General features: G+C 63.5%; 16 protein-coding genes. 6 read left to right on the top strand and 10 right to left on the bottom strand.

The genetic code is table 11. From position 1 onward, the window contains the following. Window positions 1–3: 3 nt before the first annotated feature. On the bottom strand, window positions 4–363 hold the full coding sequence (secG, locus tag L630_RS0103130) for a preprotein translocase subunit SecG (protein ID WP_024846828.1): 360 nt from the start codon (window positions 361–363) through the stop codon (window positions 4–6). Between the two features lie 157 nt (window positions 364–520). Beyond that, entirely contained in the window at window positions 521–1,285 is a 765-nt protein-coding gene (tpiA, locus tag L630_RS0103125) for a triose-phosphate isomerase (protein ID WP_024846827.1), read from the bottom strand. A gap of 142 nt (window positions 1,286–1,427) precedes the next feature. On the opposite strand from tpiA, the gene L630_RS0103120 reads away from it, so the two are divergent. From L630_RS0103120 to L630_RS0103095, 6 genes are all read left to right on the top strand, one after another. Further along, window positions 1,428–3,314: a SurA N-terminal domain-containing protein gene (locus L630_RS0103120; RefSeq protein WP_024846826.1), complete on the top strand. Its 1,887-nt coding sequence runs from the start codon at window positions 1,428–1,430 to the stop codon at window positions 3,312–3,314. A gap of 11 nt (window positions 3,315–3,325) precedes the next feature. After that, the gene (gene trpD / locus L630_RS0103115; RefSeq protein ID WP_024846825.1) at window positions 3,326–4,348 is read left to right on the top strand and encodes an anthranilate phosphoribosyltransferase; all 1,023 of its coding nucleotides are present in this window, start codon (window positions 3,326–3,328) and stop codon (window positions 4,346–4,348) included. Further along, on the top strand, window positions 4,345–5,151 hold the full coding sequence (trpC, locus tag L630_RS0103110; RefSeq protein ID WP_024846824.1) for an indole-3-glycerol phosphate synthase TrpC: 807 nt from the start codon (window positions 4,345–4,347) through the stop codon (window positions 5,149–5,151). The genes trpD and trpC overlap by 4 nt, the downstream gene beginning before the upstream one ends. A 1-nt stretch (window position 5,152) precedes the next feature. Beyond that, window positions 5,153–5,638, top strand: coding sequence for a cyclic pyranopterin monophosphate synthase MoaC (gene moaC, locus L630_RS0103105; RefSeq protein WP_024846823.1), 486 nt, complete (start codon window positions 5,153–5,155; stop codon window positions 5,636–5,638). A 1-nt stretch (window position 5,639) separates the two neighbouring features. Then, window positions 5,640–6,857: a gephyrin-like molybdotransferase Glp gene (gene glp / locus L630_RS0103100; protein ID WP_024846822.1), complete on the top strand. Its 1,218-nt coding sequence runs from the start codon at window positions 5,640–5,642 to the stop codon at window positions 6,855–6,857. A 296-nt stretch (window positions 6,858–7,153) separates the two neighbouring features. Then, entirely contained in the window at window positions 7,154–8,089 is a 936-nt protein-coding gene (locus L630_RS0103095; protein ID WP_024846821.1) for a lysylphosphatidylglycerol synthase domain-containing protein, read from the top strand. On the opposite strand, the gene L630_RS0103090 is transcribed toward L630_RS0103095, so the two are convergent. From L630_RS0103090 to L630_RS0103055, 8 genes are all read right to left on the bottom strand, one after another. Then, window positions 8,016–8,747, bottom strand: coding sequence for a DUF502 domain-containing protein (locus L630_RS0103090; protein WP_024846820.1), 732 nt, complete (start codon window positions 8,745–8,747; stop codon window positions 8,016–8,018). The two genes, L630_RS0103095 and L630_RS0103090, sit on opposite strands and share 74 nt — an antisense overlap. 71 nt (window positions 8,748–8,818) lie before the next feature. Beyond that, complete coding sequence (gene mnhG / locus L630_RS0103085; protein ID WP_024846819.1) at window positions 8,819–9,232, bottom strand: monovalent cation/H(+) antiporter subunit G; 414 nt, start codon at window positions 9,230–9,232, stop codon at window positions 8,819–8,821. A 2-nt stretch (window positions 9,233–9,234) separates the two neighbouring features. Then, window positions 9,235–9,516, bottom strand: coding sequence for a K+/H+ antiporter subunit F (locus L630_RS0103080; protein ID WP_024846818.1), 282 nt, complete (start codon window positions 9,514–9,516; stop codon window positions 9,235–9,237). Beyond that, a complete protein-coding gene (locus tag L630_RS0103075) occupies window positions 9,513–9,998 on the bottom strand; it encodes a Na+/H+ antiporter subunit E (RefSeq protein ID WP_024846817.1) in 486 nt (161 codons plus the stop codon). The genes L630_RS0103080 and L630_RS0103075 overlap by 4 nt, the downstream gene beginning before the upstream one ends. Further along, window positions 9,995–11,635 carry a monovalent cation/H+ antiporter subunit D gene (locus L630_RS0103070; RefSeq protein WP_024846816.1) on the bottom strand — a complete coding sequence of 547 codons (1,641 nt, stop codon included), beginning with the start codon at window positions 11,633–11,635 and terminating at the stop codon, window positions 9,995–9,997. The genes L630_RS0103075 and L630_RS0103070 overlap by 4 nt, the downstream gene beginning before the upstream one ends. Continuing rightward, window positions 11,632–11,973: a Na+/H+ antiporter subunit C gene (locus L630_RS0103065; RefSeq protein WP_024846815.1), complete on the bottom strand. Its 342-nt coding sequence runs from the start codon at window positions 11,971–11,973 to the stop codon at window positions 11,632–11,634. Before L630_RS0103065 ends, L630_RS0103070 begins: the two co-directional genes overlap by 4 nt. Continuing rightward, a complete protein-coding gene (locus tag L630_RS0103060) occupies window positions 11,973–14,888 on the bottom strand; it encodes a monovalent cation/H+ antiporter subunit A (RefSeq protein WP_024846814.1) in 2,916 nt (971 codons plus the stop codon). Before L630_RS0103060 ends, L630_RS0103065 begins: the two co-directional genes overlap by 1 nt. 130 nt (window positions 14,889–15,018) lie before the next feature. Continuing rightward, window positions 15,019–16,209 carry an AI-2E family transporter gene (locus L630_RS0103055; protein ID WP_024846813.1) on the bottom strand — a complete coding sequence of 397 codons (1,191 nt, stop codon included), beginning with the start codon at window positions 16,207–16,209 and terminating at the stop codon, window positions 15,019–15,021. Window positions 16,210–16,233 lie beyond the last annotated feature (24 nt).

Genomic DNA, 16,233 nt, shown 5'->3' with positions numbered 1-16,233 from the left:
ACCTTATTGGCCCGAAGGAACCTGCGGCTGGGCCGGCTGTTCCGCCGGCGTCTCCGACGGCCCAAGCTGATCGAGAATGCCCGCGCCGCCCGACTGGCCCTGTTCCGTGGTCGGAAGGCGATCGAGAATGTTGACCGGCTGCTCCTGGTAGCGAGCAAGCAGAGAGAGCGCCAGGGAGGTCGCGAAGAACGCGACCGCGAGAATGGCGGTGGTGCGGGTCAGCGCGTTCGCCGCGCCGCGCGCCGTCATGAAGCCGGAGCCACCGCCGATGCCAAGACCGCCACCCTCCGAACGCTGCAGGAGCACGACCCCGACCAGAGCGAGGACGACCATCAGATGGATGACGATAAGGACTGTCTGCATGGCTCACTTCCAGCGTTGTTCACGGGCCACGCGCAAACTTGCGCGGCAGCCACGCGGCTCCTTACACGGCTTCGTCGTGTTTTCCAATCATATTGGGACGCAATGCGTCTCAAAAAGGCCTCCGTCGAAATCGACGCGGACCTGTCAGGCAATCTGCCTATATCGAACGGTAGGCTTCCGCAATACCAAGAAAGTCCGAAGCCTTGAGGCTGGCGCCGCCGACAAGCGCGCCATCCACATTTGCGACGGCCATCAGTTCCCTGGCGTTGGAAGGCTTCACCGAGCCGCCATAGAGGATGCGCGTCTTTGCCGCTTCGTCGCCCATCACCTTCGCAAGCTCGGCGCGGATGTGGGCATGGGCTTCCTCGACGTCTGCAGCCGACGGCGTAAGGCCGGTGCCGATGGCCCAGACGGGCTCATATGCGATCACCGTTGTCTGTGCGGTCGCACCGGGTGGTACGGAACCCTGGACCTGACGGGAAAGAACCGCAAGCGTCTCCCCTGCCCGGCGTTGCGCCTCAGTCTCGCCGATGCAGATGATCGCCACCAGACCCGCGCGCCAGGCAGCGGATGCCTTTTCGCGAACGACCTCGTCGGTTTCGCCATGATCGGTGCGGCGCTCGGAATGGCCAACGATCACGAACGCCGCGCCCGCGTCCTTCAGCATCTCCGCTGAGACGTCACCGGTGTGCGCGCCGGACTCGTTGGCATGGCAGTCCTGGCCGCCCGAGCGAACCACGCTCTTCGACAAGACGTCGCTGGCGCGCGACAGCAATGTTGCCGGCACGCAAATCAGCGCGTCCGCTTCCGCCTCGAGTCCGCCTGAAAATCCGCTGGCGATCGCGGCCAGTTCCGTGAGCGATGCGCTCGTGCCGTTCATCTTCCAGTTTCCTGCCACGAGCGGACGAATTCCGGGTGTCATCGAGCATAATCCCTTCAATTGGCGGTGACGCCGGGCTTTCCTATCAAAATCAGAACACAAAGCAATCGACACCGGCGGGGAAGGACGGTATTGCCGAAGCGCGGCCATTCCGCTCGGTATTAGGCACTAACCGGGAAACGACATGCTCACCATTCTTAGAAACGCAGCTGGTACCTGGGTCTCAAAACTGCTCCTCGTCATTCTCGTGCTGAGCTTTGCAGTCTGGGGCATTTCCGGCCAGATCTTTGGTGGGCTCGGCTCCTACGTCGTCGAGGTTGGCAAGACCCGCGTCTCGATCCTCGAATATCGCCTCGCCTATGACCGTCAGGTCCGCCAGCTCTCGCAGCAGTTCGGCGCGCCGCTGACCCGCGAGCAGGCGCAGGCCTTCGGCGTCGACAACCAGGTGCTGGCGCAGCTCGTTGCTGGCGCAGTGCTCGACGAGCAGGCTCGCGAGATGCGCCTTGGCCTGTCGCGCGACCGCCTTGCTGCGCTGACGGCAGAGGACCCGGCCTTCCGCACCGCCGACGGCCGCTTCGACCGCGCCCAGTTCGAGTGGGTGCTGCGCCAGGTCGGCATGTCGCCGAACGACTACCTCAAGAACCGCGAGCAGGTTGCGATTCGCCAGCAGATCGTCGAGGCGGTCTCTGATGGCCTGACGACGCCCGACACCTTCCTGAAGGCGATGGCGCTCTACCAGGGTGAGGACCGCACCGTTGAATACGTCGTGCTGAACCGTTCGCTGGTCGAGCCGGTACCCGCGCCAACCGACGAGCAGGTCAACGCCTACTTCAACGAGCACAAGGCGGAATACGCAGCGCCGGAATACCGCAAGATTTCCTACGTTAAGCTCGAGCCGGAGGCGATTGCCGATCCGGCCGCCGTCACCGACGAAGATGCCAAGAAGCACTTCGACCAGACCATCACCCGCTTCACCACGCCGGAAAAGCGTACGATCGAGCAGATCGTCTTCGCCAACGAGGATGCGGCAGAGGCTGCGCTCGACAAGATCCGCGCCGGTACCTCGTTCGAGGACATCGTCGCCGCACAGGGCAAGACACTGAAGGACGCGCTGCTCGGGACCTTCGAGAAGGAACGCGTTGCTGATCCGGCAATCGGCGAGGCAGCTTTTGCCCTCAAGCAGGGCGAGGTCAGCGAGATCGTCCAGGGCGCCTTCGGCCCGGTGCTGGTCCGTGTAACCGAGATCACCCCGGCCATAATCAAGCCGTTCGAGGAAGTCGCCGACCAGATCCGCAGCGAAATCGCTCTTGCCGAGGCCAATGAAGTCCTGATGGAAGTGCACGACGCCTACGAGGATGCGCGCGCCGCCGGCGAGACGATGCGCGAAGCGGCAACCCGCCAGCAGCTCGAAGTCGTCACCATCGAGGCCGTCGACCGCGCCGGCAAGACGCCGGAAGGCACGATCCTGACCGACCTGCCGGAATCGAGCACGCTGCTGCGTGAGGCCTTCGACACCGAAGTCGGCGTCGAGAATCCCTCCATCCCGCTGGGTTCGAACGGCTTCCTCTTCTACGAGGTCGAAGGTGTCACCCCTGCCCGCGACCGCGAACTCGCGGAAGTCCGCGACCAGGTCGTTGCCGACTGGACCACGCAGGAAGCCGAGGTTCGTCTCGGCGAGCGTGCCGCTGCGATCCAGAAGCGCGTAAAGGACGGTGAAGACTTTGCGGCGATCGCGCAGGAGCTCGGCGTCGAGCTGCAGACCCGGCGCGGCCTCAAGCGTGACGCCAATGATGCAGGCATCGGCCAGGCCGGTGTAGCGGCGGCGTTCGGCGTTGCTTCCGGCGAAAGCGGCGTTGTCGAAGGCCCGGAAGAAGGCACGCAGATTGTCTTCCGCGTCGTCGAAACCGTCCAGCCGATGAATGCCACCGCCGAAGCGATCAACCAGCAGACCAAGGATGCGCTTGCCGCCGGTCTCTCGGATGACCTGATCGACCAGCTTGTGGCGAAGTTGCAGGGGCAGTACTCGATTAGCGTTGATCGCGGTGCGATTCAGCAGGCATTGAGTTTCTGAGGGGCGGCCAGATGAGCGATTTCAAGGCGCACATTGCCAAGGTGGCCAACGGGCAGCCGCTGACCTTCGAGGAAGCGCGCGACGCCTTCGACATCATGATGTCGGGCGAGGCAACGCCGAGCCAGATCGGCGGCTTCCTGATGGCGCTGCGCACCCGTGGTGAAACCGTCGACGAAATCTCCGGTGCGGTCGCGACGATGCGCGCAAAGATGCTGCCGGTGAAGGCGCCAGCCGATGCCGTCGACATCGTCGGCACCGGCGGCGATGCTTCGGGCTCCTACAACGTCTCGACCTGCGCGGCGTTCATCGCGGCCGGCGCAGGCGTTCCTGTTGCCAAGCATGGCAACCGCGCCCTCTCCTCCAAGTCAGGCGCGGCCGATGCGCTTGCGGCGCTTGGCGTCAACATCGAGATCGGCCCCGACGCGATATCCGAGTGCATCTACCAAGCCGGCGTCGGCTTCATGTTCGCACCGGCCCACCATTCGGCGATGCGCCATGTGGGGCCGAGCCGCGTTGAACTCGGTACGCGCACGATCTTCAATCTCCTCGGACCGCTGGCCAACCCGGCAGGCGTAACCAGGCAGCTGGTCGGCGTGTTCTCGCCGCAATGGGTGGTGCCGATCGCCGAGGTGCTGAAGGGCCTTGGCGCGACGTCTGCATGGGTTGTCCATGGCGAGGGCCTGGATGAGATGACCACGGCCGGTACAACGCAGGTAGCAGAGGTCCGCGACGGCCAGATTCGCATCTTCGAGGTAACGCCGGAAGAGGTTGGTCTGGCGCGCGTAACGCCAGCCGACCTCAAGGGCGCCGATGCCGAGCACAATGCGAAGGCGCTGCGCGGGGTTCTCGCAGGTGAGAAGTGCCCGTATCGTGATATCGCGGTGCTAAACGCCGCTGCCGCGCTGGTCGTGGCCGCGAAGGCTGTCGACCTCAATGAAGGAATCAGGCTCGCAACAGAGGCCATCGACAGCGGCGCTGCACAGGCAAAGCTCGAAAAGCTGATAGAGGTGTCGAACCGGAGCGCCAAGGCATGACTGACATCCTGCGCAAGATCGAAGCCTACAAGCGCGAGGAAATCGCTGCCGCGAAGGCAGCCCTTCCGCTCGCTGAGGTCAAGGCTCGTGCTGCCGACGTCGCCCCTGCCCGCGGCTTTCGTAAGGCACTGGAGGCCAAGCACGCGCATGGCGCCTTCGCGCTCATCGCCGAGATCAAGAAGGCGAGCCCCTCCAAGGGCCTGATCCGTCCCGATTTCGATCCCCCGGCGCTCGCAAAGGCATACGAGGCGGGTGGTGCGGCTTGCCTCTCCGTCCTCACCGACAAGCCGTCGTTCCAGGGCGCGCCTGAATTCCTCACCGCCGCCCGCGAGGCCTGCTCGCTGCCTGCCCTGCGCAAGGACTTCATGTTCGAGCCATATCAGGTCTACGAGGCCCGCAGCTGGGGGGCGGACGCGATCCTCATCATCATGGCGAGCCTGACGGACGACGAGGCGAAGGCGCTCGAGGATACGGCGTTCGAGACCGGTATGGACGTGCTGATAGAGGTGCATGACGAGGAAGAGCTTGAGCGTGCGCTCAGGTCCCTCACCTCGCCCCTGGTCGGTATCAACAACCGCAACCTACGCACCTTCGAGGTGTCTCTCGAAACGTCTGAACGGTTGGCAAAGCTCATCCCGCAGGACAAGATCATCGTCGGTGAGAGCGGCATCTTCACTCATGACGACTGCGTGCGCCTTTCGCGCGTCAACATCTCGACCTTCCTGGTCGGCGAAAGCCTGATGCGCCAGGAAGACGTGACACTTGCCACGCAGACGCTGCTCGGACAGCGGATCGCGGCGTGACATGAGCAAGCTGACCCACCTCGGCGCATCCGGCGAGGCCAACATGGTCGACGTTGGAGACAAGGCGGAGACGGTCCGCACTGCCGTAGCCGAGGGCTCGGTCATCATGAAGCGCGAGACGCTCGACACGATCCTGGCGGGCGACGCAAAGAAGGGTGACGTGCTTGGCGCAGCGCGCATTGCCGGCATCATGGCGGCCAAGAAGACGCACGAGCTGATCCCGCTCTGCCATCCGCTCCTCCTTAACAAGGTCGCGGTCGAGATCGAGCCTGATGACGCCCTGCCGGGCCTACGGGTCACGGCGCTTGCGCGCGTCAGCGGCAAGACCGGCGTCGAGATGGAAGCGCTTACCGCCGTGTCGGTGGCGTGCCTGACGATCTATGACATGGCAAAGGCCGTCGACAAGGCGATGGTCATTTCCGACATCCGCCTGATGGAGAAGACAGGCGGCAAGTCGGGCGACTTCCGCCGCGCGGAGAACGAGTGAAATGGCGCAGCTTCTACCGGTTGACGAGGCACTGCAGAGGCTTCTGGCCGGCGTAGAACCGCTTGGCTCGGAGCAGGTGTCGCTGGCCGAAGCGGTTGGCCGAGTTCTCGCCTCCGACCTCCATGCGCGGCGCACCCAGCCGCCCTTCCCTGCATCGGCCATGGATGGCTATGCCGTCCGAGCAGAAGACATTGCCACGCTCCCGGCCTATCTCCGTCCGGCAGGCGAATCTGTCGCCGGGAAACGCTTTTCAGGAACGCTGCAGCCGGGTGAAGCCGTCCGCATCTTTACCGGCGCACCGGTGCCGGAGGGCGCCGACACCGTCCTGCTGCAGGAAGATGCGATCGTCCATGAGGACGGGCGGATCGAAGCGATGGAAGCCACCGCACGCGGCAGGCACATCCGCAAGGCGGGTCTCGACTTTTCCGAAGGCGAGAAGCTGCTGGCAGCGGGACGTGTTCTCGACGCCGCCGCCCTGGCGCTTGCTGCAGCAGCCAATCATCCGGTGCTCGACGTCGCCAGAAAGCCGGTCGTGGCAATCCTTGCCACTGGCACCGAACTCGTTGCACCCGGCGCAACGCCCGGCCCTGACCAGATCGTCGCCTCGAACACCTACGCCATCATGGCGCTGGTACAGCAAGCAGGCGGACGCTCGATCGACCTTGGTATCGTCAGCGACGATCTCGGCGCGCTGGATGACGCGATTCGTCGCGCCCGGGAGTCCGGAGCGGACGTTCTCGTCACTCTTGGCGGGGCATCTGTTGGCGACCATGACCTCGTCAAGGACGCGCTCGGTGCCGCCGGCATGGAACTCGACTTCTGGAAGATCGCCATGCGTCCGGGCAAGCCGCTGATGTACGGCCGCCTCGGCGAACTGCGCGTGCTGGGCCTTCCGGGCAATCCCGTCTCGAGCATCGTCTGCGGGCATCTGTTCCTGAAACCGCTCGTCGCCGCCCTCACCGGCCAGGCCTACGAGCACGATATCCGCAGCGCGGTCCTTGGCACACCAATGGGGGCAAACGAGTCGCGTCGCGATTATGTCCGCGCTGTCGTGGCGAGCGCCGAGCATCATGGCGATCAGTTGGTTGCGACCCCGTTCCCGACGCAGGATTCGTCGATGCTGAAGACGCTCGCGGAAGCCAATGCGCTGATCATCCGTGAGCCGCATGCTCCTCCGGCCGACGCCGGAGCCCCCTGCAAGGTGCTGATGCTGCGCTGACGCAACCCTGCGTTTTAGCTGCCCTCAGGCTCCCGCTGGTCAGCTGCGAAAAATGCACGCGGGCGTCCTGACAGAGGCGCTTTTTCCCTTTCATCTCCCGAAATCCCGCTATGTTACTCAGGGTGGCGGTGAGGATTCACGAGGGTTCCCTCGCCTTCCGTCGCCGTTCACGACGTCCCGGTTTCTCAGGCTGAATGCCGGGGCCAACCATAAGAATCGGTCGCTTGGCGACCTCCGGGGAAACGGGGCGTGGCGGCGGTTGACGGACGGCTCGCCACTGAAGGGGATAGGTGCCGGTGAAGTATGTGAGCAAGTATTTTTGGCCTGTGGTCGGAGTTGGAGCCGTCGCGTTTTCGATCTGGCTTCTCTACCACGAGCTTCGAGGTCTCTCACTCGATGAGCTTTGGGACAGCCTGACAGCTATAACGATACGCCACTGGCTTCTTTCGATCGGTGCGACCCTCCTCGCCTACGCCGCTCTTGCCGGCTATGACCACCTGGCCCTGCTTCACCTGCGCCGCCGCGTCGGCTGGCTCTACATGACGGTCTGCTCGTTCACGACCTATGCGCTGTCGCACAATATTGGCGCATCTGTCTTCTCGGGCTCCGTCGTCCGCTACCGCGCCTACTCCGCCAAGGGTTTGAGCGCGGCCGAAGTCGGCGTGCTGGTGGCGTTCTGCTCGTTCACATTCGCCCTTGGCACCCTGATGCTGACGGGAATCGTGCTGATCCTTGAGCCGGAACTGACCGAGCGTTTCGTTGACGTGCTGCCCGTGTCGGCAACTTCGGCGACCGGTATGGCGCTGCTGGCAATCGTTGGGCTTTACGTTCTCGGCAGCGCGCTGAAGCTGCGTCCGCTGAAGCTGGGCAAGATCGAGATCCACTATCCGAACCTGTCGATCGTCTGGCGCCAACTCCTGATCGCGCCGCTGGAGCTGATCGGTGCTGCCGCCATCATCTATTTTGCACTGCCGGAGGCGGGAAACCCCGGCTACATCGTCGTGCTCGGTATCTTCCTGATCTCCTTTTCGGCGGCGCTGATCTCGCATGCGCCAGGCGGCCTTGGCGTGCTCGAACTGGTCTTCATCACGGGGCTGTCGGAAATGGATCCGGCGGACGTGCTGGCGGCCCTGCTGGTGTTTCGCCTACTCTACCTGATCATCCCGTTTGTGATGGCTCTGTTCGTCGTGCTCGGCTTTGAGCGCTCACAGCTAGTGCAGCATCAGGAATAACGACGTTCTGGTTCAGCTGGGGCCAGCTGAGCGGAACGTTTTCAGGGGCCATCGAACCGCCCGAGACGATGAAGGCCATGGCGTCGTTCTTGGTCCAGTCAAGCCAGACGAGGCGTGACGTCGGAACGAGCTCGACAAAGCCTGACGTCGGGTTCGGCGTCGTCGGCACATAGACGGCCGCAAGTTCCGGGTGATGCTCGCTTTCCGGAAAGATGCGCGTCACGATGCCGACGGCGCGCATGCTTTCGGAGGGAAACTCGATCAGAACAACGCGCTGTCCGGTGGGCGTTCCGTCGCCGCCCAGCGAGCGGATCAAGGTCTGGGTCGCACCATAGACGGTCCGAGCAAACGGGAGGCGCTCGACCAGCCTGTCCAGCGCGCGCAGCACACGTCGTCCGACCACGGCGTTAGAGGTCTTGCCGAGAAGGAAGAGAAAGAGAAGCGCGAGCACCAGGGCGACGCCGGACTGGAACCAGCCGGCAAGTAACAGCTCCGCCACCTCGGGCATGGTCGGATGCAACACACCCGCCAGTGCGAAGGTTGCGGGACGTCCGGCCCACACCAGCATATCCACCACGAACGAGACAATCCAGGCCGTCACCCCGAGCGGGATGATCGTCAGGACTCCGGTGATGATGTGGCGAGTGATGGACTGCATATCGCCCTCCCCGACGAAGCCACAGGCAGATCAGTGCCGCTGCGGCGTCCCGACCGGCCATGTGGAATCATCTAGATCCCATTCTGCAGACGGCTACCGGTCTCGCTGCCCGTCGACGCTTCTTCCAGCCTTGCTCGCGCTGGTTCCATCACCGGCACGTCCGGATTCTGCTCGGCGCGATCACGGTAGATGGCCGCACGGGCAAGCAGCATCAGCGTCACCGGCATCGTGACCGTCACGAAAATGCCGATCAAGATTTCGTGCACCACTGGTCGCAATTCAAGAACGGTGAAGTAGATCATCGACGCGAAGACAATCCCGCCCGTGCCCCAGCTTGTGCCAAGGGTGGGCGCATGCACCCGGTCGTAGAACGAACGCAGGCGCCAGAAGCCGAACGAACCGATCAGCGTCAGGCCGGCGCCGATCACCAGGAACGCGGCGACCAGGATCGCCGCCCAGAGCGGCAGGTTAGCGGCGTGAGGCATGCTCATTCGATCACCTCGCCGCGCATGAGGAACTTTGCCAGTGCTGCCGTCGCCACGAATCCAAGGACGCCGATGATAAGGGCGGCTTCGAAATAGAAGGTGCTTCCGGTGCGGATGCCGAATACCAGCAGCTGCAGCATCGAGTTCACGTAGAGCGTGTCGAGGCCGAGCACGCGGTCCTGCGCGCGCGGGCCCCGCATCATCCGCGCCATTGCGAAAATCATAGCAAGCGCGAGCGCGCCGTGCGCAACCCAGACCGCGAATACAACGATCATCTCGCTCATTCGAAGATCTCCCGCAGCAGATGCTCGTACCGGTTCTTGATGGTATCGAGCCAGTCCGCCTCATCGACGAGGTCGAAGACGTGCAGAAGCACCTCACCACGCGCCGAATTGTAGTCCATCCAGGCTGTGCCCGGTGTGCTCGTGATGATCACAGAAAGGATAGCAAGCCCTGTTGGATCACGCAGGTCGAGCGGAATTGTCAGGAAGCCGGACTTCCGCTGCCGGCGGCGGCCCTGCAGTATGATCGTCGCCACCGCGATGTTGGAGCGCAGAATGTCGAGCAGCACCACGCCGATCAGCTTTGGCACCAGATGCCACTTCTTGATCTTCGGACGCGAAGGTTGAAGCGCTGCAAAGCCATGCACCGCCATCAGCGCGACGAGGATGCCGACGATCAGGTTTCCAAGCGAGAGGCTGGTCAGCGCCAGCCACATCAGCACCAGCGAGACGAGCAGCAGCGGGAACGGGAAGAAGCGCGTCATCGCGTCGCCTCCCGGCCACGCGGCACCGAACGCGGCGCATCGACCACGCTCTCGATGTAGATGCGCGGGTCATGCAGATTGTCAGCCGTCGCCTGCATGAAGCGCATGATCGGGCCAGCCTGGACAGTCAGGGCCAGCGTCAGCGCAAGCAGGACGCCGATCGGGATGATTTCCATCAGCTGGACGCGCGGGATGACCACATCGACCGGCGCCCAGAAAGTGCGGATACCGGCGCGGCTCATCGAGATCAGCGACGCGAGACCCGACAGAACCAGGAACGTCGCGAGCCACCACGCGGCTGAGGGGATTGTCGCTGTGTCACCAAGCGCGCCATGGTTGAAGCTCGCGTCGATGATGATGAACTTGGCGACGAAGCCGGGCAGCGGCGGCAGGCCTGCCAGCAGGAGGGCGCAGGCGCCAAAGCTGATGCCAAGGATCGCGAGCGTGCCCGGTATGGTCACGCCAACCTCTTCCTCGACATCCTCGTCTTCCTCGCCCTCGCCGAAGGCTTCCACCGTCACGGCAAGAACGTTAGCGAACTGGTCCTGCCCGCGCTCGACGAGTTCGATCAGCAGGAAGAAGGCGCTGATCGCGATGGTGGAACTAACAAGGTACAGCAGAGCGCCGGCAGTCACGCCAACCTCGAAGAGTCCCAGCGAGGCAAGCAGCGTTCCGGAGGAAACCAGCACGGAGAAGCCGGCAAGCCGGCCGAGCGACTGCGAAGCCAGCACGCCGATAGCACCAAAGGTGATGGTCAGGATTCCGCCGAGCAACAGCACGTTGGTGCCGAAACCGAACGAGACCGTTTCCTTGGTGAAGAACAACAGTGACAGTCGCAGGATGACGTATACGCCGACTTTGCTCATGATCGCCATGATCGCGGCGACCGGCGCCGGCGCGGCGGTATAGGTAGTCGGTAGCCAGAAGGACAGCGGCCACATGCCCGCCTTGATCAGGAAGGCGATGCCAAGGATGCCCGCACCCGCCTCAAGCATCATCATGCTTTCGGGCGCGACCTTGGGGATCCGGAGCGCGAGGTCTGCCATGTTCAGCGTACCGGTAACGCCGTAGATCATGGCAACGCCGATCAGGAACAGCAGCGACGCCGCCAGATTGATCGCGATGTAGTGCAGACCAGCCCTCACTCGCAGTGAGCCTGAGCTGTGCAGCACAAGCCCGTAGGACGCCGCGAGCATCACCTCGAAGAAGACGAATAGGTTGAACAGGTCGCCCGTCAGGAACGAACCGTTGAGGCCCATCAGCAGGAACAGGAACAGCGTGTGATAATTCGGACCGGCCTTCTGCCAGCGCACGATCGAAAAGACGAGCGCCGGGATGGCGAGGACGGCTGTCAGCGCCAGCATCATCGCCGCGAGGCGGTCGAGGACCAGCACGATTGCGAATGGCGGCGGCCAGTTGCCGAGCAGGTAGACGACGACGCGCCCGCCACCCGGCCTGCCATCTGCATGTGCGATGCGCAGCAGCAGGATCGCGACAATGAGCAGCGCCACGGCCGTGCCGATGGTGATCGTCGCCTTCAGCACGCGCTCCTGGTCGTTGAAGAACAGCAGCAGGGCGCCAGCCACCAGCGGCAGCACGATCGGCAGGATGACGAGGTGTTCGGGTGCAGGGATCATCTTTCGGGCTCCCTGCCGTCGACATGGTCGGTACCCGTGAAGCCGCGGGCGGCAAGGAGCACGACGAGGAACAGGGCCGTTGTTGCAAAGCCGATAACGATCGCCGTCAGCACCAGCGCTTGGGGGATCGGATCAGCAAACGTCGAGGGGTCAACTTCAGCGCCCGGCACAACGGGTGCCGCGTTGGACTTCAGCCGTCCCATCGAGAAAATGAAGAGATTGACGGCGTAGCCCAGCAGCGAAAGGCCGATGATCACCTGATAGGTGCGAGGACGCAGGAGCAGCCACACGCCGGAGGCTACGAGTACGCCGATGCCTAGCGATAGGACGAGTTCCATCAGGCGTCCTCCTCCGCCTTCGCGGCTTCGGAGGCACGCACGCGATAGCTGCGGACAGACTGATGGGCCAGCGCGATAAGGATGAGCACGGTGGCGCCCACAACCAGCGAGAACACGCCGAGGTCGAATAGCAGCGCGCTCGCCGTCGGCACCTTACCGATCAGCGGAATCTCGGTGTACTGGAAGTAGGTGGTCAGGAACGGCATGCCGAACAGCCAGGCACCCAGGCCCGTGACGGCGGCCGCCATCAGGCCAAAGGCGATCCAGCGCACGGGCAGGATACGCAGGCGATCCTCGACCCAGCGTGTACCGCCGCCGAGATATTGCAGCAGGAAGCCGATTGCCATCGTCACGCCGGCCGCAAAGCCGCCGCCCGGCAGGTCGTGTCCGCGCAGGAACAGGAAGGCAGCGAGCAGGATGATCACCGGGAACATCCACTGCATCAGCACGGAGGGCACCATCAGGTAGTCGCGGACAGTCGACCCGATCTCCCGGTCCGGGCGCGCGTCGTCGTACATGTTCTGGATGCGCTGCTGCTCCGGAACGCCAACGCTGTCCGCCGCCGGTCGGTAGCGGCGAAGCAGGGCGAAAACGGTGAGCGCAACGATGCCGAGCACGGTGATTTCGCCAAAGGTATCGAAGCCACGGAAGTCGACCAGGATCACGTTGACGACGTTCTTGCCGCCGCCCTCGGAGTAAGCGTTCTCCAGGAAGAAATTGGCGATCGTATCCGTCTCCGGCCGCTTCATCATCGCGTAGGCGAGTATCGCCATGCCGACACCGCAGATGACGGCAAGGCCGAAGTCGCGGTGACGGCGCATGCGGTCCATCGGGCGAACGGAGTTATCCACTTCTTCGAGACGCTTCGGCAGCCAACGCAGACCAAGCAGGATGAGAACCGTCGTCACCACCTCGACCACGAGCTGCGTGACGGCAAGGTCCGGCGCGGAGAACCAGATGAAGGTGATGCAGGTGACGATGCCAGCACCGCCCATCAAGATGAGCGCGGCCAGGCGGTGGTACTTGGCCTGATAAGCTGCGCCCAGCGCGCAGACGATGCCCACCGCCCAGAAGGCGGCAAAGGTCGGGTCGAGGCCGTCGAAGCTGACGTTCGGCAGACGGAACCCGCCCCGGAATAGCGGAACCAGCCCCGCCACGAAGGCGGCAAAGACGACAAGCCGCAGTTGCGGCTGCAGACGGCGCGTGCCCAGATTGGCCTCGATCCAGCGCGCCCAGCGCCAGGAGATCGTAACAAGAATGCGCTCGAAGATGCGCTGGCCCTTGAGGTTGCGCAGAAAAGGCGTGCCGTCCTCGCATGTCGCTAGGTATCGGCGCAATGCAAGATAGAGCGCCGTACCACCTACCAGCGCGATGACGCTCATGATCAGCGGTGTATTGAGGCCATGCCACACGGCAAGGCTGTAGTCGGGCGTCTCACTGCCAAGCACTGCCACGACGGCGGTGTGCAGGTACGGCCCGATGGTGATGCTCGGCACAATGCCGACAATCAGGCAGATGAGCACCAGGAGCTCGATCGGCAGACGCATCCAGTGCGGCGGCTCGTGCGGCTCATGTGGCAGGTCGACGGGCTTTGGCCCAAAGAAAACGGTATGGATGAACCGCACCGAATAGGTCACCGCGAAGGTGCTTGCGATCGTTGCGGCATAGGGTGCAAGTCCGTCGAGGATCGACCCGTGATGCTTCTCCAGCGTCTCGGCGAAGAACATTTCCTTCGACAGGAAGCCGTTCAGAAGCGGCACGCCCGCCATCGCGGCACTTGCCACCATCGCCAGCGTTGCCGTTATCGGCAGGAATGAAAACAGGCCGGACAGCCGGCGCATGTCGCGTGTACCCGCCTCGTGGTCGATGATGCCGGCGGCCATGAACAACGACGCCTTGAACGTGGCGTGGTTGATCATGTGGAAGATGGCCGCGACCGCGGCGAGCGGGCTGCCGAGGCTCAGCAGCGTCGTGATGAGGCCCAGATGGCTGATGGTGGAATAGGCCAGCAGACCCTTCAGGTCTTGCTGGAAGATCGCATAGAACGCGCCCAGCATCAGCGTCGCCATGCCGGTCAGACCGACAAGGAAAAACCACTCATCGGTGCCCGACAGAACCGGCCATAGTCGGGCCAACAAGAAGACGCCAGCCTTCACCATCGTTGCCGAGTGCAGGTAGGCAGACACGGGCGTCGGCGCCGCCATCGCGTTGGGCAACCAGAAGTGAAAAGGGAATTGCGCGCTTTTCGTCAGTGCCCCGAGCAGGATCAGCACAAGGGCCGTCGAATAGAGTTCGTGCCCGCGGATCTTGTCGCCCGAGGCGAGCACAACGTCGAGATCGTAGCTGCCGACGATATGGCCGATGAGCATCAGGCCGACGAGCAGCGCGAGTCCACCAATGCCCGTGATCGTCAGCGCCATGCGCGCGCCGTCACGCGCGGCCTGGTTGTGGTGCCAGTAGCTGATGAGCAGGAAGGAGACGATGCTGGTCAGTTCCCAGAAGATCGCCAGCACGATCAGGTTGCCGGCAATAACCAGGCCCTGCATGGAACCCATGAAAGCGAGCAAGAACGAGAAGAACCGCGGCACGGGGTCCTTCGGCGACATGTAGTAGCGCGCGTAAATGACGACGAGCAGCCCAATGCCGGTGATCAGCACCGAGAACATCCAGCCGAAACCGTCCATGCGCAGTGTGAAGTTGACGCCCAGCTCCGGCAGCCACTGCGCCTCGCGGCGGATGACGCCGCCTTCCCTGACTGCAGGGTACAGGAAGGCCGTGATCGTAAAGGCTGCTAGCGCGACCAGACCCGACAGCCAAGCCTCGGCGTTGCGCGCGTTCCGGGGAAGCAACGAAGCCGCTACGCTGCCTGCGAACGGCAGCAACACCAAAAATAGTAGCAGGTTCGCGTCAGTCATTCCGCGTGATTCGGTAAAAGGGGAGTTGGGGGTCCGGATATTCTGAAAAGCCGCAGATTCAGCCGCCCAGTCAACCCCTTATGCTCAAAAATTGGGATACTGCGTCGGCTTGGCGCAAGGCCGTCAAAGATCATGCCCCGCCAGAACCTGCCGCAAGGGTAGTCTTGACGGACTCTTCCTCCGGCGCTTCCACCGTGACGGGGGCGGGAGAAGCCTGCATTTCATGCAGCCACTCGCGCCAGATAGCTACCAGCAACGCCATCAGCACCGGCCCGATGAAAAGGCCAAGGAAGCCCATGGTCTTCACGCCGCCGATCAGGCCAAAGAAGGTTGGCAGGAACGGCAGCTTGATCGGCCCGCCCACAAGTTTCGGGCGCAGCGTCTTGTCGACGATGAAGAGTTCGATCGAACCCCACGCGAACAGACCAAGGCCGGCAAAGGGCGAACCCGACGCGACCAGATAGAGAGAGACCAGCGTGAAGCTGAGCGGTGCACCGCCGGGGATGAGGGCCATGACGCCGGTGATGACGCCAAGGGTAACCGGCGACGGAACGCCCGCGATCCAGTAGGCCGTGCCAAGAACGATGCCTTCGCCGATCGCGATCAGCGTCATACCCATAACGGTCGAGCTGATCGTCGCCGGGACCACGCGCGAAATGCGCTCCCAGCGCATCGGCAGGATCCGTTCACCCAGCGTGTCCACCTGCTTCACGAAGATCTCCCCGTCCTTGTAGACGAAGAACAGCGCGATCAGCATGAAGAGCAGCGTTAGCAGGAGGTCGAAGAGACCGGTGCCGGCAGCAAGCACGGCGCGGTAGATCGAGCCGATATTCGCGCCGCTGACGATCTGCACCAGTTCGCCCAGCGCGCCCGGATGGCCGATGTAGCGCTGCCACTGCTCGTCGAGCCACGGCCCGATGCCGCCCGGCAGGGTGATCATCCATTCAGGCGGCGGCGAGCCGGTGCGGTTGGCCTCGACGGCCCAGGTGAACCAGACGCCGACTTCCTTGATCGTGTAGCTGATGGCGAGCACCACCGGCACGACGAGGAAGGTAAGGATCAGCGCAATGGCGATCGACGCCGCTATCGGGCGGTTGTTGCCGCAACGGCGCAGCAGGTCGCTGTAGACTGGCCAGCTGGCGAAACCGATCACCAACGCGGCCAGGACTGGGACGAGAAAGCCATGAAAGAAGTAGATGCCGGCTGCAAACACCAGCACCAGCAACCACCGCGCCGCCGAAAGGGGCGGTACCAGCGCGATCCGCGTCGGAGTGGCGGAGCCGAGCCAACGCGGTTCCTGCGGTTCGAGTGTCTTTTTCATCGCTTTCCGTCGCCTGATCAGATG

Origin of the sequence: Aminobacter sp. J41, from assembly GCF_000526635.1 — a bacterium.
GTDB lineage: Bacteria > Pseudomonadota > Alphaproteobacteria > Rhizobiales > Rhizobiaceae > Aerobium.
This window is presented reverse-complemented; position numbering and strand designations above follow the sequence as displayed.